This is a genomic window from Rhodococcus sp. Z13_19A, from assembly GCF_058133575.1.
Window position 1 is genome coordinate 508,557 of the sequence record NZ_JBYUNN010000002.1, and the last position, 16,616, is coordinate 525,172.

18 protein-coding genes are annotated in these 16,616 nt (G+C 73.3%); 14 read left to right on the top strand and 4 right to left on the bottom strand.

The annotated features are described in order from the left end of the window. Window positions 1-60 precede the first annotated feature (60 nt). The 6 genes from AC3YNX_RS09075 to AC3YNX_RS09100 all read left to right on the top strand — a co-directional run bounded on the left by AC3YNX_RS09075 (window position 61) and on the right by AC3YNX_RS09100 (window position 4,043). Entirely contained in the window at window positions 61-576 is a 516-nt protein-coding gene (locus AC3YNX_RS09075; RefSeq protein WP_127782289.1) for a YflT domain-containing protein, read from the top strand. 31 nt (window positions 577-607) lie between these two features. Further along, window positions 608-1,183 carry a suppressor of fused domain protein gene (locus AC3YNX_RS09080; RefSeq protein ID WP_127782290.1) on the top strand — a complete coding sequence of 192 codons (576 nt, stop codon included), beginning with the start codon at window positions 608-610 and terminating at the stop codon, window positions 1,181-1,183. 165 nt (window positions 1,184-1,348) lie between these two features. After that, a complete protein-coding gene (locus AC3YNX_RS09085; protein WP_127782291.1) occupies window positions 1,349-1,852 on the top strand; it encodes a MaoC family dehydratase in 504 nt (167 codons plus the stop codon). A gap of 93 nt (window positions 1,853-1,945) precedes the next feature. Continuing rightward, a complete protein-coding gene (locus tag AC3YNX_RS09090) occupies window positions 1,946-2,818 on the top strand; it encodes a PHP domain-containing protein (protein ID WP_489995265.1) in 873 nt (290 codons plus the stop codon). After that, window positions 2,815-3,720, top strand: coding sequence for a RecB family exonuclease (locus AC3YNX_RS09095; protein ID WP_206518105.1), 906 nt, complete (start codon window positions 2,815-2,817; stop codon window positions 3,718-3,720). The genes AC3YNX_RS09090 and AC3YNX_RS09095 overlap by 4 nt, the downstream gene beginning before the upstream one ends. Then, window positions 3,717-4,043, top strand: coding sequence for a hypothetical protein (locus tag AC3YNX_RS09100; RefSeq protein WP_241249780.1), 327 nt, complete (start codon window positions 3,717-3,719; stop codon window positions 4,041-4,043). The genes AC3YNX_RS09095 and AC3YNX_RS09100 overlap by 4 nt, the downstream gene beginning before the upstream one ends. Here AC3YNX_RS09100 and AC3YNX_RS09105 read toward each other — a convergent pair. Beyond that, complete coding sequence (locus tag AC3YNX_RS09105) at window positions 4,006-4,890, bottom strand: oxygenase MpaB family protein (RefSeq protein WP_127782293.1); 885 nt, start codon at window positions 4,888-4,890, stop codon at window positions 4,006-4,008. The two genes, AC3YNX_RS09100 and AC3YNX_RS09105, sit on opposite strands and share 38 nt — an antisense overlap. Window positions 4,891-4,978: 88 nt before the next feature. Here AC3YNX_RS09105 and AC3YNX_RS09110 point away from each other — a divergent pair, with 88 nt between their 5' ends. Further along, window positions 4,979-5,776 (top strand): ParA family protein, encoded by a 798-nt coding sequence (locus tag AC3YNX_RS09110; RefSeq protein WP_127782294.1) that lies wholly within the window; start codon window positions 4,979-4,981, stop codon window positions 5,774-5,776. On the opposite strand, the gene AC3YNX_RS09115 is transcribed toward AC3YNX_RS09110, so the two are convergent. Both AC3YNX_RS09115 and AC3YNX_RS09120 read right to left on the bottom strand, forming a co-directional pair. Then, window positions 5,769-7,010, bottom strand: a complete 1,242-nt coding sequence (locus tag AC3YNX_RS09115) for an Rv3212 family protein (protein WP_489995266.1) — start codon at window positions 7,008-7,010, stop codon at window positions 5,769-5,771. The genes AC3YNX_RS09110 and AC3YNX_RS09115 overlap by 8 nt on opposite strands. An 11-nt stretch (window positions 7,011-7,021) precedes the next feature. After that, a complete protein-coding gene (locus AC3YNX_RS09120; protein ID WP_489995502.1) occupies window positions 7,022-8,653 on the bottom strand; it encodes a DEAD/DEAH box helicase in 1,632 nt (543 codons plus the stop codon). A 376-nt stretch (window positions 8,654-9,029) separates the two neighbouring features. Here AC3YNX_RS09120 and AC3YNX_RS09125 point away from each other — a divergent pair, with 376 nt between their 5' ends. Next, window positions 9,030-9,701, top strand: coding sequence for a ferritin-like fold-containing protein (locus tag AC3YNX_RS09125; RefSeq protein WP_206518106.1), 672 nt, complete (start codon window positions 9,030-9,032; stop codon window positions 9,699-9,701). A gap of 155 nt (window positions 9,702-9,856) precedes the next feature. Next, window positions 9,857-10,087, top strand: coding sequence for a DUF3107 domain-containing protein (locus AC3YNX_RS09130; RefSeq protein ID WP_127782298.1), 231 nt, complete (start codon window positions 9,857-9,859; stop codon window positions 10,085-10,087). Window positions 10,088-10,147: 60 nt separating this feature from the next. On the opposite strand, the gene AC3YNX_RS09135 is transcribed toward AC3YNX_RS09130, so the two are convergent. Further along, window positions 10,148-10,834, bottom strand: a complete 687-nt coding sequence (locus AC3YNX_RS09135) for a TetR/AcrR family transcriptional regulator (RefSeq protein WP_489983814.1) — start codon at window positions 10,832-10,834, stop codon at window positions 10,148-10,150. A 133-nt stretch (window positions 10,835-10,967) separates the two neighbouring features. On the opposite strand from AC3YNX_RS09135, the gene AC3YNX_RS09140 reads away from it, so the two are divergent. The 5 genes from AC3YNX_RS09140 (at window position 10,968) to ilvA (ending at window position 16,554) form a co-directional block, all read left to right on the top strand. Continuing rightward, complete coding sequence (locus AC3YNX_RS09140) at window positions 10,968-11,954, top strand: alpha/beta fold hydrolase (protein ID WP_127782300.1); 987 nt, start codon at window positions 10,968-10,970, stop codon at window positions 11,952-11,954. A gap of 46 nt (window positions 11,955-12,000) precedes the next feature. Further along, window positions 12,001-12,957 (top strand): DUF3152 domain-containing protein, encoded by a 957-nt coding sequence (locus AC3YNX_RS09145; protein ID WP_489995267.1) that lies wholly within the window; start codon window positions 12,001-12,003, stop codon window positions 12,955-12,957. Window positions 12,958-13,084: 127 nt separating this feature from the next. Further along, complete coding sequence (moeZ, locus tag AC3YNX_RS09150; protein ID WP_127782301.1) at window positions 13,085-14,269, top strand: adenylyltransferase/sulfurtransferase MoeZ; 1,185 nt, start codon at window positions 13,085-13,087, stop codon at window positions 14,267-14,269. A 147-nt stretch (window positions 14,270-14,416) separates the two neighbouring features. After that, a complete protein-coding gene (locus tag AC3YNX_RS09155; RefSeq protein ID WP_241249781.1) occupies window positions 14,417-15,262 on the top strand; it encodes a TIGR02569 family protein in 846 nt (281 codons plus the stop codon). Between the two features lie 65 nt (window positions 15,263-15,327). Further along, entirely contained in the window at window positions 15,328-16,554 is a 1,227-nt protein-coding gene (gene ilvA, locus AC3YNX_RS09160) for a threonine ammonia-lyase IlvA (protein WP_489984083.1), read from the top strand. Window positions 16,555-16,616 lie beyond the last annotated feature (62 nt).

Below are 16,616 nucleotides of genomic sequence, written 5' to 3' on the forward strand. Positions count from 1 at the left end.
CGTGCTCGGTTCGTTGCACCGGAGAGACTGCAGTCCGTATCCCGATAAGGAGCTGAACCGATGACCAGCCCCATGTCCAACCGTGCGCTGTCCAACCAGGGCAAGGGGTTGTCGATGCCGACCCCACCGACGGGATGGCCCATCGGCTCCTACCCGACCTACGCCGAGGCTCAGCGGGCGGTGGACTACCTGTCAGACCGCGAGTTCTCGGTGGAGGACGTGACCATCGTCGGAGTCGACCTCATGCAGGTCGAGCGGGTGCTGGGGCGGCTGACCTGGCCCAAGGTGCTGGGGGCCGGTGCCGCCTCCGGCGCCTGGCTCGGCGTGTTCGTGGGACTGCTGCTCAGCCTCTTCGGCGAGGGCGGCCTGGCGGTGCCGCTGATCACCGGCATCGTCGTGGGTGTGGTGTTCGGCCTCATCTCCGGAGCCATGACCTACGGCGCCACCAAGGGCCAGCGGGACTTCTCCTCCACCATGCAGCTGGTCGCGGGACGCTACGACGTGCTGTGCGAGCCGCGCACCGCCGAGCGGGCCCGCGACCTGCTGAGCAAGCTGTCGATGGGCAACCAGGGCTGAGCCAGCACGACACGACTGGTTCAATGGGGCAATGGCTGAGGTGCTCGACCAGGTAGACGTCCACTTGCGCACCCACATCGTCGGGCCGGCTCCCGAGCGGGCGTCGGTGACCTTTCTCGGGGTGCAGTCGCTGGACGTGCTGCGCTTCGGGCCCGACTCCGACCGGATGGTTCGCTACGCCACCGTGGGCTGCTCGCGCCACCCCATGGGTGACCCCGAGGCGATCATGACCGACAGCGTGCACGGGCCCCGCGCCGAGCTGGTGCTGTCAGTGCGGGGTGGGGTCGACGGCGTGGTGCGCACGCTGGCCATCCTGGCCGCTGCTCCCGTCGTCGAGGGACTGGTGCTGCAGCCCGACGCGCTGATCGACCTGCGCGAGCCGCTCTGGGAGGGCTCGGCCTTCACCGCGGTGGTGCTGGGCGAGAGCGACGTCCCGGAGTTGGCGCTGGCCGAGCCGATGGACCCGGTGCGCTTCCTCGAGGTGGTGCCGGTGACCGGCACCGAGGCGGCCTGGGTCCGGCTGCGCGGCGCCCAGGCGCTGCGGGAGGCGTGGGAGGAGGCGGGCGTGGACGTCCGCGACCCCGGCCGCTCCGCAGTCACGCTGTGACGGCCCCCGGCCACCTCGGGCTCCCCGCGACCGGGTAGCGCGGCGGGCCGGCCGCCCGCGGGTCGCCGCACGATGGCCTGGCTCACTCCGTCACACTGAGACGTCACGTCGGACAAAGATCAACCGGGGCACTGCGCCCCGTGGAACCCAGCCTGGAGGTAGACGGTGCAGTTCGGTCGGTACTACGAGGAGTTCGAGGTCGGCGATGTGTACAAGCACTGGCCCGGAAAGACGGTCACCGAGTACGACGACCACCTCTTCTGCCTCATCACCATGAACCACCACCCGCTGCACCTGGACACCAACTACGCCGAGGAGACCACCGACTTCGGCAAGAACGTCGTGGTGGGCAACTACATCTACTCGCTGCTGCTGGGCATGAGCGTCGCCGACGTCAGCGGCAAGGCGATCGCCAACCTCGAGGTGGAGTCGCTGCGCCACGTGAAGCCAACCTTCCACGGCGACACCATCTACGGCGAGACCGAGGTGCTGGACAAGACCCCGTCGAAGTCCAAGGACGACCGCGGCGTGGTGTACGTGGAGACCAAGGGCTACAAGCAGGACGGCACCGTGGTCTGCATCTTCCGCCGCAAGGTGATGGTGCCCAAGCGCTCCTACGGCGAGGCGCGCGGCGGCGAGCAGCCCGGCCGCCCCGAGCCGAAGGCCTAGCGCACCAGCGACAGTCGCTTTCTGTCCTACCCGGCGGGCACGTGCCCGCCGGGCAGGACAGCCGATCCAGGGACCAGGAAGGAGTGAGGACGCGTGCGCATCGACCTGCACACCCACTCGAAGGTCTCGGACGGGACCGACACCCCCGCCCAGCTGGTGACCGCCGCCGCCGCCGCGGGGCTGGACGTGGTGGCGCTGACCGACCACGACACCACCTCCGGGTGGGCGGAGGCTGCTGCTGCGCTGCCGGAGGGCCTCACCCTGGTGCCGGGCATGGAGCTGTCCTGCGCCTCCCCGGCCGAGGGCTTCGGGCCCGGCGCGGGTGGGCGCCAGGTCGCGGTGCACCTGCTGGCCTACCTGTTCGACCCCGAGCACCCCGAGCTGGCGGCCGAGCGGCTCCGGCTGCGCGGGGAGCGCACCCGGCGGCTGCGGGTGATGGCGGAGCGGATGGCTGCTGACGGCCTGCCGGTCGACCCCGACGCCGTGCTGTCGGCGGCGGGCCCCTCGGCGGGCCGGCCGCACCTGGCCCGCGCGCTCATGGAGGCCGGAGTGGTGGCCTCGGTGGGCGAGGCGTTCAGCGACCTGCTGTCCAGCCGTGGCCGCTACTACGTGCACAAGGAGGACACCCCGCTGCTGCGCGGGGTGCACCTGGTGGCCGCCGCCGGCGGGGTGAGCGTGCTGGCCCACTGCCGGGCGCAGAGCCGCGGCGCGATGCTCACCGACGACGCCATCGCCGAGCTGGTCCCGGAAGGGCTGGGCGGGGTGGAGGTCGACCACGTGGACCACGACGACCGCGACCGCCGCCACCTGCGCAGCCTGGCCGCCGAGCTGGGGCTGTTCACCACCGGCTCCAGCGACTACCACGGGCGCAACAAGGTGGTGCGCCTCGGCACGCACACCACTGGGCCGCAGGACTACGAGCAGCTGCTGGACGCCGCCACCGGCGCCACGGTGGTGCGGCGGTGAGCGGCCGCCGCCGGGCGGTGGCCCCCGGGGGCAGCGACCAGCTGGGCCTCGACGGGATGCCCACGAGGCTGGTCAAGGTCACCCCGTCCAAGCTGGGCACCTGGACCGCCTGCCGCCGCCGCTACCGGATGACCTACCTGGACCGCCCCGCGCCACCCCGAGCCGGGGCGTGGGCGCACAACACCGTGGGCGCGGTGGTGCACGCCGCGCTGCGCACCTTCTTCGACCAGCCCGCCGCCCGCCGCACGGTGGAGGACGCCCGCGCGCAGGTGCGCACCGCGTGGAGCGCGGTGCAGGGCGCCAGCGGGTTCGCCGACGCCGAGCAGTCCGCGCGCTACCGCGAGCGTGCCCAGGACTGGGTGGCCGACTACGTGGAGTCCCTCGACGGTGGCGCGGCCGAGGTGGAGCCCGTGGGCCTGGAGCGCTGGGTGGCCGCCCCGGTGGGCGCCATCGTTGCGGAGGGGCGCGTCGACCGCATCGACGCCCGGGTGAACGAGCAGGCACCGGAGGGCACCGAGCTGGTGGTGGTGGACTACAAGACCGGGCGCCGCCCGCTGACCGTGGACGACGCGCGGGGCTCGCAGGCGCTGGCCCTGTACGTGCTGGCCACCCGGCGCACCCTGCGCAAGCCCTGCCGCCGGGTGGAGCTGCACCACCTGCCCACCGGCGAGGTGCTCGCCTTCGACCACACGCCGGAGTCCCTCGCCCGGCACCAGCAGCGGGCCGAGGAGTCGGCGCAGGAGATCCAGCTGACCACGGACACGCTCGCTGCCGGAGGCGACCCCGACGTGCTGTTCCCGCCGAGCCCGGGGGCGCAGTGCTCCTGGTGCGACGTCCGCCGCAGCTGCGACCTGGGCCGGCAGGCGCCGGAGCTGGCGCCGTGGGCGGGGTTGGCGCCGTGAGCACCGTGCGCAGGAGAGAGACGTACACCGGGGGCCCGAGCGCGGGCGAGCGCCTGGCTGGGCTGGTGCGGATGATCTCCGGGGTGCTCACCGGCGGCCTGGTGATCCTCGCCGTGGTGGTGGTGGGCGCCACGGTGCTGGCCGCGCAGCGCGGGGCCATGGGCCCACCGGCCACCATGATGGCCGCGCACCTGCTGGTGGCGCTGGCCGCGGTGCTGGTGCAGGTCTACGGCGACCGCCGAGGGCCGGCCGCGGCCGTGGGCTCCGCTGCGGTGGTGCTGGCGCTCACGGGTGGTCTGCTGTGGACCCAGTGGTGGAGCTAGCCGCCCGCGCCCAGGCCTGCTGAACGGGCGGGCCCACCCGCACCCGCTCCGGCAGCGCCAGCGCCACGGTGCGCAGCCCGCGCAGCAGCACCCCCGCCGCCAGGTCGGTGGTGGGCAGGCCGGGCAGCCGGTACATCCGCCGCGCCCAGGCCGGCAGCAGGCTGAACCCGAGCAGCGCCACCGCCGACCAGGCCGGGCGTGCCGGGGTGAGCAGCTGCACCCGCCACGGCATCGGCGGCACCAGCAGCACCCGGGCGGCGTCGCGGGTGGCCGAGCTGCACCGCAGCTGCGGGCGCACCCGCTGCAGGTACTGCGCCACCTCCGCCCGGCTGGCGGGCACCTCGTCCGCCCCGAGCAGTCGCGCCGCCCGGACCTGCTCGGCCAGGAACTGGTCCTGCTCGGCCCCGGTGAGCGTCAGGCCGCCGCGCCGCGCCGTGTGCAGGAAGCTGGACACCTCCGTCACGTGCACCCAGGTCAGCAGGTCGGGGTCCTGGGCGGAGTAGCGCAGACCTGTCACCGCGTCGGTGCCGTGCACCAGGGTGTGCATCTGGCGCACCCGGGCCGCCACGGACTCCACCTGCGCGGTGGGGCTGAACCCCACGGTGCTGACGTACTCGGCGGTGTGGCGCAACCGTGGCCAGAAGCTCGCCTGGTAGTCGGAGTGCTCGTAGACCCCGGCCATCGCCAGCGGGTGCAGCGCCTGCAGGAACAGCGCCCGCAGCCCGCCGATCCCCATGGCCGGGTCGGCCAGCACCCGCCAGGTGATGCTGTCCGGGCCGAACAGGCCGAGGTCCTCAGCCGGGTCGGTGGCTGCGCCCGGCTGTGGGTTCGCGGTGAGCGGGGGCATCGTCCCAGCATGGCCCTGGTGCGGGACGCGCGCTAGCAGAGCTGCGTTGCTGCGCCTGACCGCGGTCCCGGCGTGGGAGTATCTGCCGGTGACCTTCACCCTGGCGGTAGCGAACCAAAAAGGCGGAGTGGCCAAGACCACGACGGTGGCGTCCCTGGGGGCGGCGCTGGCGGCGCTGGGGCGACGAGTCCTGCTCGTCGACCTCGATCCGCAGGCCTGTCTCACCTTCAGCCTGGGCCACGACCCGGACGGGCTCACCGCATCTGCCCACGAGGTGCTGCTCGGCGACGCCACCGCCGCGACGGTGCTGCTGGACGTGGTCGAGGGCCCGCGCCTGATGCCGGCGACCATCGACCTGGCCGGCGCGGAGGCGATGCTGCTGATGCGCCCTGGCCGGGAGTACGCGCTCAAGCGGGCGCTGGCCACCGTGGCCGACGACTTCGACGTGGTGATCATCGACTGCCCCCCGTCGCTGGGGGTGCTCACCCTCAACGGGCTGACGGCCGCCGACGCGGTGCTGGTGCCGCTGCAGTGCGAGACGCTGGCGCACCGCGGGGTGGGACAGCTGCTGCGCACGGTGGCCGACGTGCAGGCCATCACCAACCCCGAGCTGGCGATGCTGGGCGTGCTGCCCACGCTGTACGACTCGCGCACCACCCACAGCCGGGACGTGCTCGCTGACGTCGCCGACCGCTACCAGCTGCCCCTGCTGTCGCCCCCGATCCCGCGCACGGTGCGCTTCGCCGAGGCGTCGGCGTCGGGCAGCTCGGTGCTCACCGGTCCACGCAACAAGGGCGCCCAGGCCTACCGCGAGCTGGCGGAGAACCTGCTGGCGCACTGGGACGACGGGGCGCAGCTGGTGACGGTCGACGTCGCCGTCAGCTGAGCGCCACCACCGTCGCACCGCGCTGCTCCAGCACCACCGTCCCGGCCACCGCCAGCTCCAGCGCCTGGCCGGGAGGTACTGACCCCGCCGGACGCGGCACGTCGATGGTGCGCATCCGCAGACCGGTGGCGGGGGAGAGCACCGCGATGCCCTCCGGCACCGGCAGCAGCAGCTGCGTGGCCATCTCCACCCCGGGGCCCAGCGCACCGGGCTGCGCCCACGCGGTGGAGTAGTCGCCGGTGCGCAGCGCCACGGTGGCGCGACCGGTCCACCACAGCAGGGTGGAACCCAGCGTGGTGGTGGGCTCCACCAGGCGCGCACCCTCGGCTGAGCCGGTGCGCGGGGGCGGGGCGTCGGCGGCGGCCACCGGGACGGTGCTCACCGGCCGCGCGCCGGAGTCGTAGACGGTGAGGACGGGCTGCTCACCGGGCAGGTAGACCACGGTGCGGTCGCCGGCCTCGGCCACCGCACGGGCGCCGTCCACGCCCAGCAGGGTGGTCGCCAGCTCGGCGGGCTTGGTGGCGTCGTCGGGGGTGGGGCCGAACAGCGAGAGCCGCTCGCCGGCCTCGCCGGGGCAGGAGAAGACCACCGCGACGCGGCTGGTGGAGGAGGCCACCGACCGGATCGCGCACCCCTCGCGGGGCTGCGAGCCGGGGTTGACCGGGGCGTCCACCCGGCCCAGCTCCATGGTGCGCACCAGGTCCGAGCGCCACACCTCGGTGCGGGTGGAGCCGATGGAGGCGAGGTAGACCCCGTCGCCGAGCAGCGTCACCTGGTCGTCGGCCAGGCTGGTCCGCTGCGCGCCGCGGGCTCCGGTCGAGGCCTGCAGCGCGGTGACGTCGCTGCAGCCGCGGTCCGTGCGGTACACCGAGACCACCAGGCTCCACTGCCCGGCCGCGGCACACAGCGTGCTGTTGGCGCGGGTGTAGCTCCACCGGGTCTGGCCGGTGCTGGGCGTGCGCCCGGCCACCTCGGAGCCGTCGGCGGTGGCCACCACCCCACCGGCGACCACCGGGGCGGTGGTGGCGGCCGACGGCGCCTGCCAGGACTCGCTCAGCGTCGGTGGCACCGTGGTCGCGGCGGCCAGCGCGGCGGCGGGCTCCTCGGCGACCACCGAGGTGGTGGCCCGGGCGTCGCTGCGCCACCACAGCAGCGCGGCGGCCACCACGACGACCAGGACGATCGCCGTGGCGGCCAGCACGTCAGCTCGCGTGCGCCGCTCCGGTGCCAGCACGGGGGAGCAGGTCAGTCAGCGCTGACGGTGCTGGTGGCCGGCGTCTCGCCCGCGGCGTTGCCGCCCGATCCGCCGCGACGGCGACGACGGCGCTTGCGGGGTGCGTCGCCGCCCTCGCCACCCTCGGTGCCTGCCGTGGACGGAGCGACCGTGGCCTGGGTGGCCTCACCCGTGCCGGCGGGCGCGCCGTCGGCGGAGCCGCCCCGGGTGCGCCTGCGCGGTCCGCGGCGACCGGCCCCTGCGGGCTTGTCGGTGCCCTCCTGGCGGCTGCCGTGCTCGTGCCGATCGGCGCCGGCGGAGCGGCCCTGGCCGCCGGAACGAGCGCTCTTGCCGCCGGTGCGGGAGCCGGGCAGGTCCTCGAGCACCTCGGCGCCGAGGCCGGCGCGGGTGCGCTCGGCCCGGGGCAGGCGGCCGGTGATCCCCTCGGGGATGTCGAGGTCGCTGAACAGGCGCGGCGAGTTGGAGTAGGTCTCCTCGGGCTCGGGCAGCCCCAGGCCGAGCGCCTTGTCGATCAGCTGCCACTTGGGCAGGTCGTCCCAGTCCACCAGGGTGACCGCCACACCGGTCTTGCCGGCCCGGCCGGTGCGGCCGATGCGGTGCACGTAGGTCTTCTCGTCGTCCGGGCACTGGTAGTTGACCACGTGCGTGACGTCGGTGACGTCGATGCCGCGGGCGGCGACGTCGGTGGCCACCAGCACGTCGATCTTGCCGGTGCGGAACGCGCGCAGGGCCTGCTCACGGGCGCCCTGGCCGAGGTCGCCGTGCACGGCGCCCACGGCGAAGCCGCGGTCGGCGAGCTCGTCGGCGACCTTCTGCGCGGTGCGCTTGGTGCGGGTGAAGATCATGGACAGGCCGCGGTCCTTGGCCTGCAGCACCCGGCTGAGCATCTCCACCTTGTCCATCGCGTGGGCGCGGTAGATGTGCTGGGTGGTGCGATCGTGCACCGCGGAGGAGTCCGGCTCCTCGGCGCGGATGTGCGTGGGCTGGGTGAGGAAGGTGCGGGCCAGGGTGATGATCGGGCCGGGCATGGTGGCGGAGAACAGCATGGTCTGGCGCTTGTCCGGCACCATGCGCAGGATGCGCTCGATGTCGGGCAGGAAGCCGAGGTCGAGCATCTCGTCGGCCTCGTCGAGCACCAGGACGCCGATCTTGCCGAGCACCAGGTGGCCCTGCTGGGCCAGGTCGAGCAGGCGGCCGGGGGTGCCGACGACGACGTCGACGCCCTTCTGCAGCGCCGCGACCTGGGGCTCGTAGGGGCGCCCGCCGTAGATGGACAGCAGCCGGATGCCGAGGTGCTTGCCCGCGTCCTTGAGGTCCTGGGTGACCTGCACGCACAGCTCGCGGGTGGGCACCACGATGAGGGCGCGGGGGGTGCCGTCCAGGGTGGTGGTGCCGGAGCCGTCGGTGGTGATGCGGTGCAGCAGCGGCACCCCGAAGCCCAGGGTCTTGCCCATGCCGGTGCGAGCCTGGCCGATCAGGTCGTCGCCGGCCAGCGCCAGCGGCAGGGTGAGCTCCTGGATGGCGAAGGTGCGCTCGATGCCCACCTCGTTGAGGGCCTCGACGATCTCCGAGCGCACGCCCAGCTCGGCGAAGGACGGCGACTGCGGGGCCACCGGCGCGTCGCCCACCAGGGGCTTGGCGATGGCGTCCTCGGGGGCGGTGCCCGCAGCGGTGTGGTCGACGCTCTGGTCGACGACGTTCTCGTTCACGGCGGTGTCCGTGGAGGTGGTGTCTGTGTCGGAAAGCGGTGAAGTAGTCAGGGGTCGTGCCTCTCTCGGGCCAGCACGCACCTGACGGATCCGGTTGGCAGACCCGGCCTGCACTCCGTGAGGCGCCCCCGCTGCGGCTGCCGCTGAGCGGCTCCGGCGAGGCGCGGCAGCGTGGGAGGCTGGTGCGCGCGCAGTTTCTGAGCACCCGCATGTCGCTTGGTGCTCGAACTACATGGTAACCGCAACTGGCACTGAAGTGGTCTCACCATGACAGATGCGACACGCGTCGGCCGGACTAGGCTCACGCCCCATGAGCATCGCCGAGAGCGCCGAGGTCAGCGCTGCACTGCACCCGGGCGTGGTCGACCTGATGGGGGTGCTGGCCTACGGCGAGCTGTCGGCCTTCGACCGGCTCGCCCAGGACTCGCGCACTGCACCCACCCTCGACGGCCGGGCGGCGCTGGCGTCCATGGCCGCGGCGGAGATGGGCCACTACCACCAGGTGGAGGCCTTCCTGGCCGAGCGCGGGGTGGCGGTGCAGGAGGCCATGCAGCCCTTCATCGCCCCGCTGGACTCCTACCACGAGTTCACCGCCCCCGACTCGTGGCTGGAGTCGCTGGTCAAGGCCTACGTGGGCGACGGGCTGGCGGCCGACTTCTACCGGGAGATCGCCGGGGCGCTGGACGAGGAGACCGGGGCCACCGTGCGCGCCGTGCTGGCCGACACCGGCTACTCCGCCTTCGCCGAGCAGGAGGTGAGCGCGGCCTGCGCCGCCGACCCCGCGCTGGCCGCCCGGCTGACGCTGTGGGGGCGACGGCTGCTGGGGGAGGCCGTGACCCAGGCCCAGCACGTGGTGGCCCGGCGCGACGACCTCGCCGAGCTGCTCATCACCAGCACCTCCGGTCTGGTCGGCTTCGCCCAGCTGTTCCGGCGCCTGCAGAACCAGCACACCCGGCGGATGCGCGCCATGGGACTGGGCTGACGCTCTGCTCCTCGGCTGTGGGCCCGGTTTCGCTGTGGCCCGGGTTCGCTGGGGGCCCCGGTTTCGCTGACAGCACAGCCGCGGGGTGCGTCCAGCGAGGGCGGCTGCACTAGCCTTCGGGCCGTAGGTAGTTGTCTGTGGACCGGAGGTTCCCCGTGGAGGTCAAGATCGGCATTGCGGAAAGTCCGCGCGAGCTGCTGGTGAGCAGCAGCCAGTCGCCGGACGAGGTCCAGGAGCTGGTCGACGCTGCCCTCAAGGGTGCGCGCGACGGAGTGCTGGCCCTCACCGACGACAAGGGACGCCGCTTCGTGCTGCCGTCCTCGCGCATCTCCTACGTCGAGATCGGCCCTGCTGACGGCCGCCGCGTGGGGTTCGGAACAGCCTGATCGCCCACCCGGACGGGCCGACGGGGACGATCCTTGCCCCGCGGCTCGTCCGGCCGGGTCTCAGCTCGGTCTGGCCGGCTCCCGCTCCTGTCCCGCGTGCAGCGGCAGGTGGCCGACCCCGGCCCAGGCCAGCGAGCTGATGATCTCCACTGCCTCCTCCTTGGGCACGGGGCGGTCGGAGTCCAACCAGTAGCGGGCGCCCACCTGGCTGGCGCCCACCAGGCCGGCCGCCAGCAGCCGGGCCCGCTGCGGGTCCAGCCCCGCGTCCGCCATCACCGCCTCGGTGACCGCGTCGATGCACTGCTCGGTTCCCCGGTCCACCCGCTGCTGCACCGACGGCTCGCCCAGCAGGTCGGACTCGAAGACGAGGCGGTAGCCCTGGCCGTCGGCGTCGATGAAGTCGAAGTACGCCGCCACCGCCGCGTGCACCCGCAGCTTGTTGTCCGGCGTGGAGTTGATGGCCTCTCGCACCAGGCGCACCAGGTCGTCGACGTAGCTGTGCAGCAGGTCGAGGTAGAGGTCGAGCTTTCCGGGGAAGTGCTGGTAGAGCACGGGCTTGCTGACCCCGGCGCGGAGCGCGATCTCCTCCATGCCCGTGGCGTGGTAGCCCCGGGCGACGAAGACGTCCCGGGCGGCTGCCATCAGCTGCGCCCGTCGTGCGGTCCGCGGCAGCCGCGCGTTGCGCCGCGGCACCGGGGTCGACCTCGAGGAGCCTGCACTGGCCTGGTCCGTGCCCACGTCCGTCATCAACCCGCCTTCGCTCGCTGGTGTGCCCGCCCAGGTTACTCGCGGGTAATGAGCTCGGGACGCATTCCGCCCACAGGCCGGGACGGCGGCACTGAGTCTGCGGGAGGGGCGCAGATGCCGCATCCTGGTTGCCATGCGCAACGCAGCCCCGGCCACCGTGGTCGCCCCGACCGCCCTCTCCACCGACGTGCACGCCGAGCTGGGTGCCGTCGACCTGACCCGGACGGAGTGGCCGGGGGAGATGGTCGACGTCGGTGGTCGGGCGGTGCACGTGCGCACCACGCCCGGCCCGGAAGGCGCTGTCCCGGCCGTGTACGTGCACGGCCTGGGCGGCTCGGCCACCAACTGGACCGACCTCGCCGGTGCCCTGGCCCCCCTCATGCCGGGCTACGCGCTGGACCTGCCTGGCTTCGGCCGCAGCGAGCCTCCAGCCGACGGTGACTACTCCCTGCCCGGCTGCGCCGACCTGGTGATCGACTACCTCGAGCAGCAACCGGCACCGGTGCACCTCTTCGGCAACTCCATGGGTGGGGCCATCGCCATCCTGGTGGCGGCGCGCAGGCCGGACCTGGTGCAGACCCTCACGCTCGTCTCGCCGGCGGTGCCTGACCTGCGTCCGGACCCGCGGCGGGTGTCCGACCTGCGGATGGTGCTCGCGGTGGTCCCCATCATCGGACGGCTGGTGCGCCAGCAGCTGGCCGAGACCCCGGCCGAGCGGCGGGCCGAGCAGATGATCCGGCTGTGCTTCGCCGACCCGGACGCGGTGCCGGAGAACAAGATCGCGGCAGCGGTGCAGGAGGCCGACGAGCGGAAGGGGCAGTCGTGGGCGTCGTCGGCGCTGAACAAGTCCTTCAACGCCATCCTGCAGACCTGGGTGACCCTGCCGCACCGCTCGCTGTGGTCGGTGGCCGGCAAGGTGCAGGCCCCGACGCTGGTGGTGTGGGGCACCAAGGACCGGCTGGTGACCGTGGAGCGCGCCCCCAAGCTGGTCGCGGTGATCCGGCGCAGCCGCCTGCTGGTGTTCAACCAGGTGGGGCACGTCGCGCAGATGGAGCGGCCGGTGGCCGTGGCTCGGGCCGTCCGCGGGATGCTGCAGGAGGTGCAGGAGGGCCAGTGGTGAGCGTGCCTCGGCGCCGGGCACGGCCCGGTGTGGCAACCTGGGCGCCGTGAGCCGGCCACCGGAAGACCGCGACGGCGACGAGCGGCCGGTGCCCCGCCCGACCGGTCTGCCCGCTTCGCGCCGCGGACCGCTGGGCCGCTTCGTGGCCGCCTACGGCTGGCGGGCCTACGCCGTTCCGCTGCTGGTGGTGCTCACGGTGATCGCCAGCGTGGGCGTGGTGCGCTCGGGGCCCAGCACCGCCACCTCGGCGGAGTCCGCGCCCCCGCAGCCCGCCCCCGGCACCCAGCTGGCCGGCTCCGGGACGACTGCCGAGCAGAGCGCGGTGCCGGGTCCCCCGGGCGACGGCACCTTCGCCCCCGACGTCCCCTCCGGGGCGCTCCCGAACGGCGGCCCCGTGCCCGACGTGCCCACCCGCACCTGGCACGTGGTGCCGGGAACGGGTCCCCGGGTGGGCGCGGAGACCGCCCAGCTGACCACCTACTCCGTCGAGGTGGAGGACGGCATGGACACCGCCTCCTTCGGCGGCGAGGAGTCGTTCGCGCGGATGGTGGACGAGACACTCAGCAACCCCAAGAGCTGGACCGGCGAGCTCAAGCACGCCTTCCAGCGGGTGGACTCCGGTCAGCCGGCGCTGCGGATCTCGCTGGCCACGCCGACCACGGTGCGCGAGGTCTGCGGCTACACCATCAAGCTGGAGGTGTCCTGCTACACCAGCGACCTCGACCGGGTGGTGCTCAACGTGGCCCGGTGGGTCCGCGGCGCGGTGGACTTCCAGGGTGACATCGGCTCCTACCGGCAGTACGCGATCAACCACGAGGTGGGGCACGGCATCGGCTACGCCGCCCACCAGGCCTGCGCGTCCGACGGCGGCCTGGCGCCGGTGATGATGCAGCAGACCATCAGCACCGCCAACAACACCATCGCCACGGTGGACCCCGGCGGTGTCGTGCCCGCCGACGGGTTCGCCTGTCGCTTCAACCCGTGGCCGTTTCCGCGCGGCTGAACAGCTCGGGAAGCCCCACGGCACTCCGCGCGTTGCAGGGTTGGAGAATCGCTTCTCGACACGCACGCACGCACACGCAACGTCGCGCACCCCGCACGTGCGACGCACCGCCCGAACAGGAGAAACCATGGCGAGCGCCACCCAGCTGCCACCGCTGGTCGAACCAGCCGCCGAGCTGACCAAGGAGGAGGTCGCCCGCTACAGCCGGCACCTCATCATCCCCGACGTCGGCATGGACGGACAGAAGCGGCTGAAGAACGCCAAGGTGCTGTGCATCGGCGCCGGCGGGCTCGGCTCGCCCGCGCTGCTCTACCTGGCCGCCGCCGGGGTGGGCACGCTGGGCATCGTCGACTTCGACGTGGTCGACGAGTCCAACTTGCAGCGCCAGGTCATCCACGGCCAGTCCGACCTCGACAAGCCCAAGGCCGTCAGCGCCAAGGAGTCGATCGAGGAGATCAACCCGCTGGTCAACGTGGTGCTGCACCAGGTGCGCCTGGAGGCCGACAACGTCCTGGACATCTTCCGCGACTACGACCTCATCCTGGACGGCACCGACAACTTCGCCACCCGCTACCTGGTGAACGACGCCGCGGTGCTGCTGGGCAAGCCCTACGTGTGGGGCTCCATCTACCGCTTCGAGGGCCAGGCGTCGGTGTTCTGGGAGGACGCGCCCAACGGCAAGGGCCTGAACTACCGGGACCTGTACCCGGAGGCGCCGCCGCCGGGCATGGTGCCCTCCTGCTCCGAGGGTGGTGTGCTGGGCATCCTGTGCGCCTCCATCGGCTCGATCATGGGCACCGAGGCCATCAAGCTGATCATGGGCATCGGCGAGCCGCTGCTGGGCCGGCTGATGGTCTACGACGCGCTGGACATGACCTACCGCACCATCAAGCTGCGCAAGGACCCCGAGGCCACCAAGGTCACCGAGCTCATCGACTACGAGGCGTTCTGCGGCGTGGTCTCGGACTCCGCGCGGGAGGCGGCGACCGGCAGCACCATCACCGCCCCTGAGCTCAAGGACATGATGGACGCCGGCAAGGACTTCGAGCTGATCGACGTCCGCGAGCCGGTGGAGTGGGACATCGTCCGCATCCCTGGCGCCAGGCTCATCCCCAAGGACCGCATCCTCTCCGGGGAGGCACTGTCGGAGCTTCCGCACGACAAGCCGATCGTGCTGCACTGCAAGTCCGGGGTGCGCTCGGCCGAGGCGCTCGCCGCGATCAAGAAGGCGGGCTTCTCCGACGCCACGCACCTGCAGGGTGGTGTGCTCGCCTGGGCCAAGCAGGTGGACACCTCGCTGCCGACCTACTAGGACCGGCCGAGCTGCACCGCCGCGCGCTCCTCGGTGCACGGCTTCCGGGCCCTTGTCGCCCTTCTCTGGCGTCGCCAGGGGCGACAAGGGCCCGGAACGCCCCGGGGATCCGGTGGTCGACAGGGCCGCACCGGTAGCCTGCGACGAGTGAGTGTCACTGATGCGTCCACCCCGCAGGCGAGCCCTGCGGACGAGCCACCTCCGCACGTGCTGGCCACCTTCGGCCTGCGCAACGTGGAGCCGGAGCCGCTGGGCTCGGAGTGGAGCAGCGGGTGGCGCTGCGGGGACGTGGTCCTCACCCCGGGTGCCGACCACGCCCGCGCCACCTGGTCAGCCGGGGTGCGCGAGACGCTGGTGATCGACCGCGTCCGCCTGGCCCGCCCGGTGCGCTCCACCGACGGCCGCTGGGTGGTCTCCGGCTGGACGGCCGACACCTTCCTCACCGGTCAGCCCGAGCCCCGTCACCTCGAGGTGGTCGAGGTCGCCCAGCGTCTGCACACCGCGCTGGAGAGCGCCAAGCGGCCCCGGTTCCTCACCGGTGCCGTGGACCCGGCCGACTTCCTCGCCGTCGCCGACGCGGCGGCCTGGGCTGAGCGCCCGGCCGGTGCGGGCCTGGAGGTGCTGCTGGCCAGCGACCTGTGGCAGGAGCTGGCCGAGGCGCGCACGCCGGTGGAGTCCCCGGCGCAGCTGGTGCACGGTGACCTGTTCGGCACGGTGCTCTTCGCCGGTGCCGCCGAGCCCGGCATCACCGAGCTCACCCCCTTCTGGCGCCCGGCCGCGTGGGGCTCCGCCGTGGCGGTGGTGGACGCCCTCGCCTGGGGCAACGCCGACGAGGAGCTGCTGACCAGCGGGGAGCAGCTGCCGGAGTGGCCGCAGATGCTGCTGCGCGCGCTGCTGTTCCGGCTGGCGGTGCACGCCCTGCACCCGCACTCCACGCCCGAGGCGCTGGACGGCCTGCTGCACACCTCGGTCCTGGTCCGCGAGCAGCTGTGAGCACCCACCCCAGCACACCCCCGCCCAGCGCCGCTCCCGCCAGCGCTGGTGACGTCGACGCCGCGATGGTGGAGGACGCCGCCCAGCGCCTGGCCGGGCACGTGCCCACCACCCCGGTGGAGGTCAACCGCCGGCTCTCCGCCCGGGTGGGCGGCACCGTGCTGCTCAAGCGCGAGGACCTGCAGGTGGTGCGCTCCTACAAGGTGCGTGGCGCCTTCAACTTCGTGGCGCAGCTGGACGACGACGAGCGCGCGGCCGGCGTGGTCAGCGCCAGCGCCGGCAACCACGCGCAGGGCCTGGCCTACGCTTGCGCCACCACCGGCGTGCGCGGCCGCATCTACGTCCCCCGCACCACCCCGCGGCAGAAGCGCGACCGCATCGCCGCGCTGGGTGGCGACATGATCGAGCTGATCGTGCTCGGCGACAGCTACGACGACTCCGCCGCCGCCGCGGCGGCCGACTCCGCGCGCACCGGCGCCGTGGTGGTGCCCGCCTTCGACCACCCGCGGACCATCGCCGGGCAGGGCACCGCCCTGGCCGAGGCACTGGCCCAGCTGGACGGCCCGCCCGACACCATCGTGCTTCCGGTGGGCGGGGGCGGCCTGCTCGCCGGCGCGCTGTCCTGGCTGCGGGAGCGCCACCCCGGCATCCGCGTGGTCGGCGTGGAGCCGGCCGGCGCGCAGTGCATGGCCGCCGCGCTGGCTGCGGGTGGTCCGGTGGGCCTGGCCGAGGTGAACCCCTTCGTCGACGGCGCCGCCGTGCGCCGCGCCGGCGAGGTGACCTATCCGATCATCCGCGACTCCGGCGCCGAGCTGGTGAGCGTCGCCGAGGGCCAGGTGTGCGTGGAGATGCTGGCGATGTACCAGACCGACGGCATCATCGCCGAGCCCGCGGGCGCGCTCGCCGCGGCCGCGCTGGGCACCGTGGTGGCGGTGGAGCCCGGCACCACCACGCTGGTGATGGTCTCCGGTGGCAACAACGACGTGAGCCGCTACGGCGAGATCGTCGAGCGCGCGCTGGTGCACGAGGGCCGCAAGCACTACTTCCTGGTGGACTTCCCGCAGGAGCCGGGTGCGCTGCGCGGCTTCCTGGACGAGGTGCTGGGCCCGGACGACGACATCACCCTGTTCGAGTACGTCAAGCGCAACAACCGGGAGCGTGGGCCGGCGCTGGTGGGCATCGAGCTGAGCCGCCCGGACGACCTGCCCGCGCTGCTGGAGCGCATGCGGCTGGCGCCGCCGGACGTGCAGCTGATCCCGCCGGAGAGCCCGATCTTCCGGTACCTGCTGTAGCACCGGGCGCCCGTTGAGCAGGGCCGACGGTGCCCGGCTCGGCCTCACACCGTCGCGCGCAC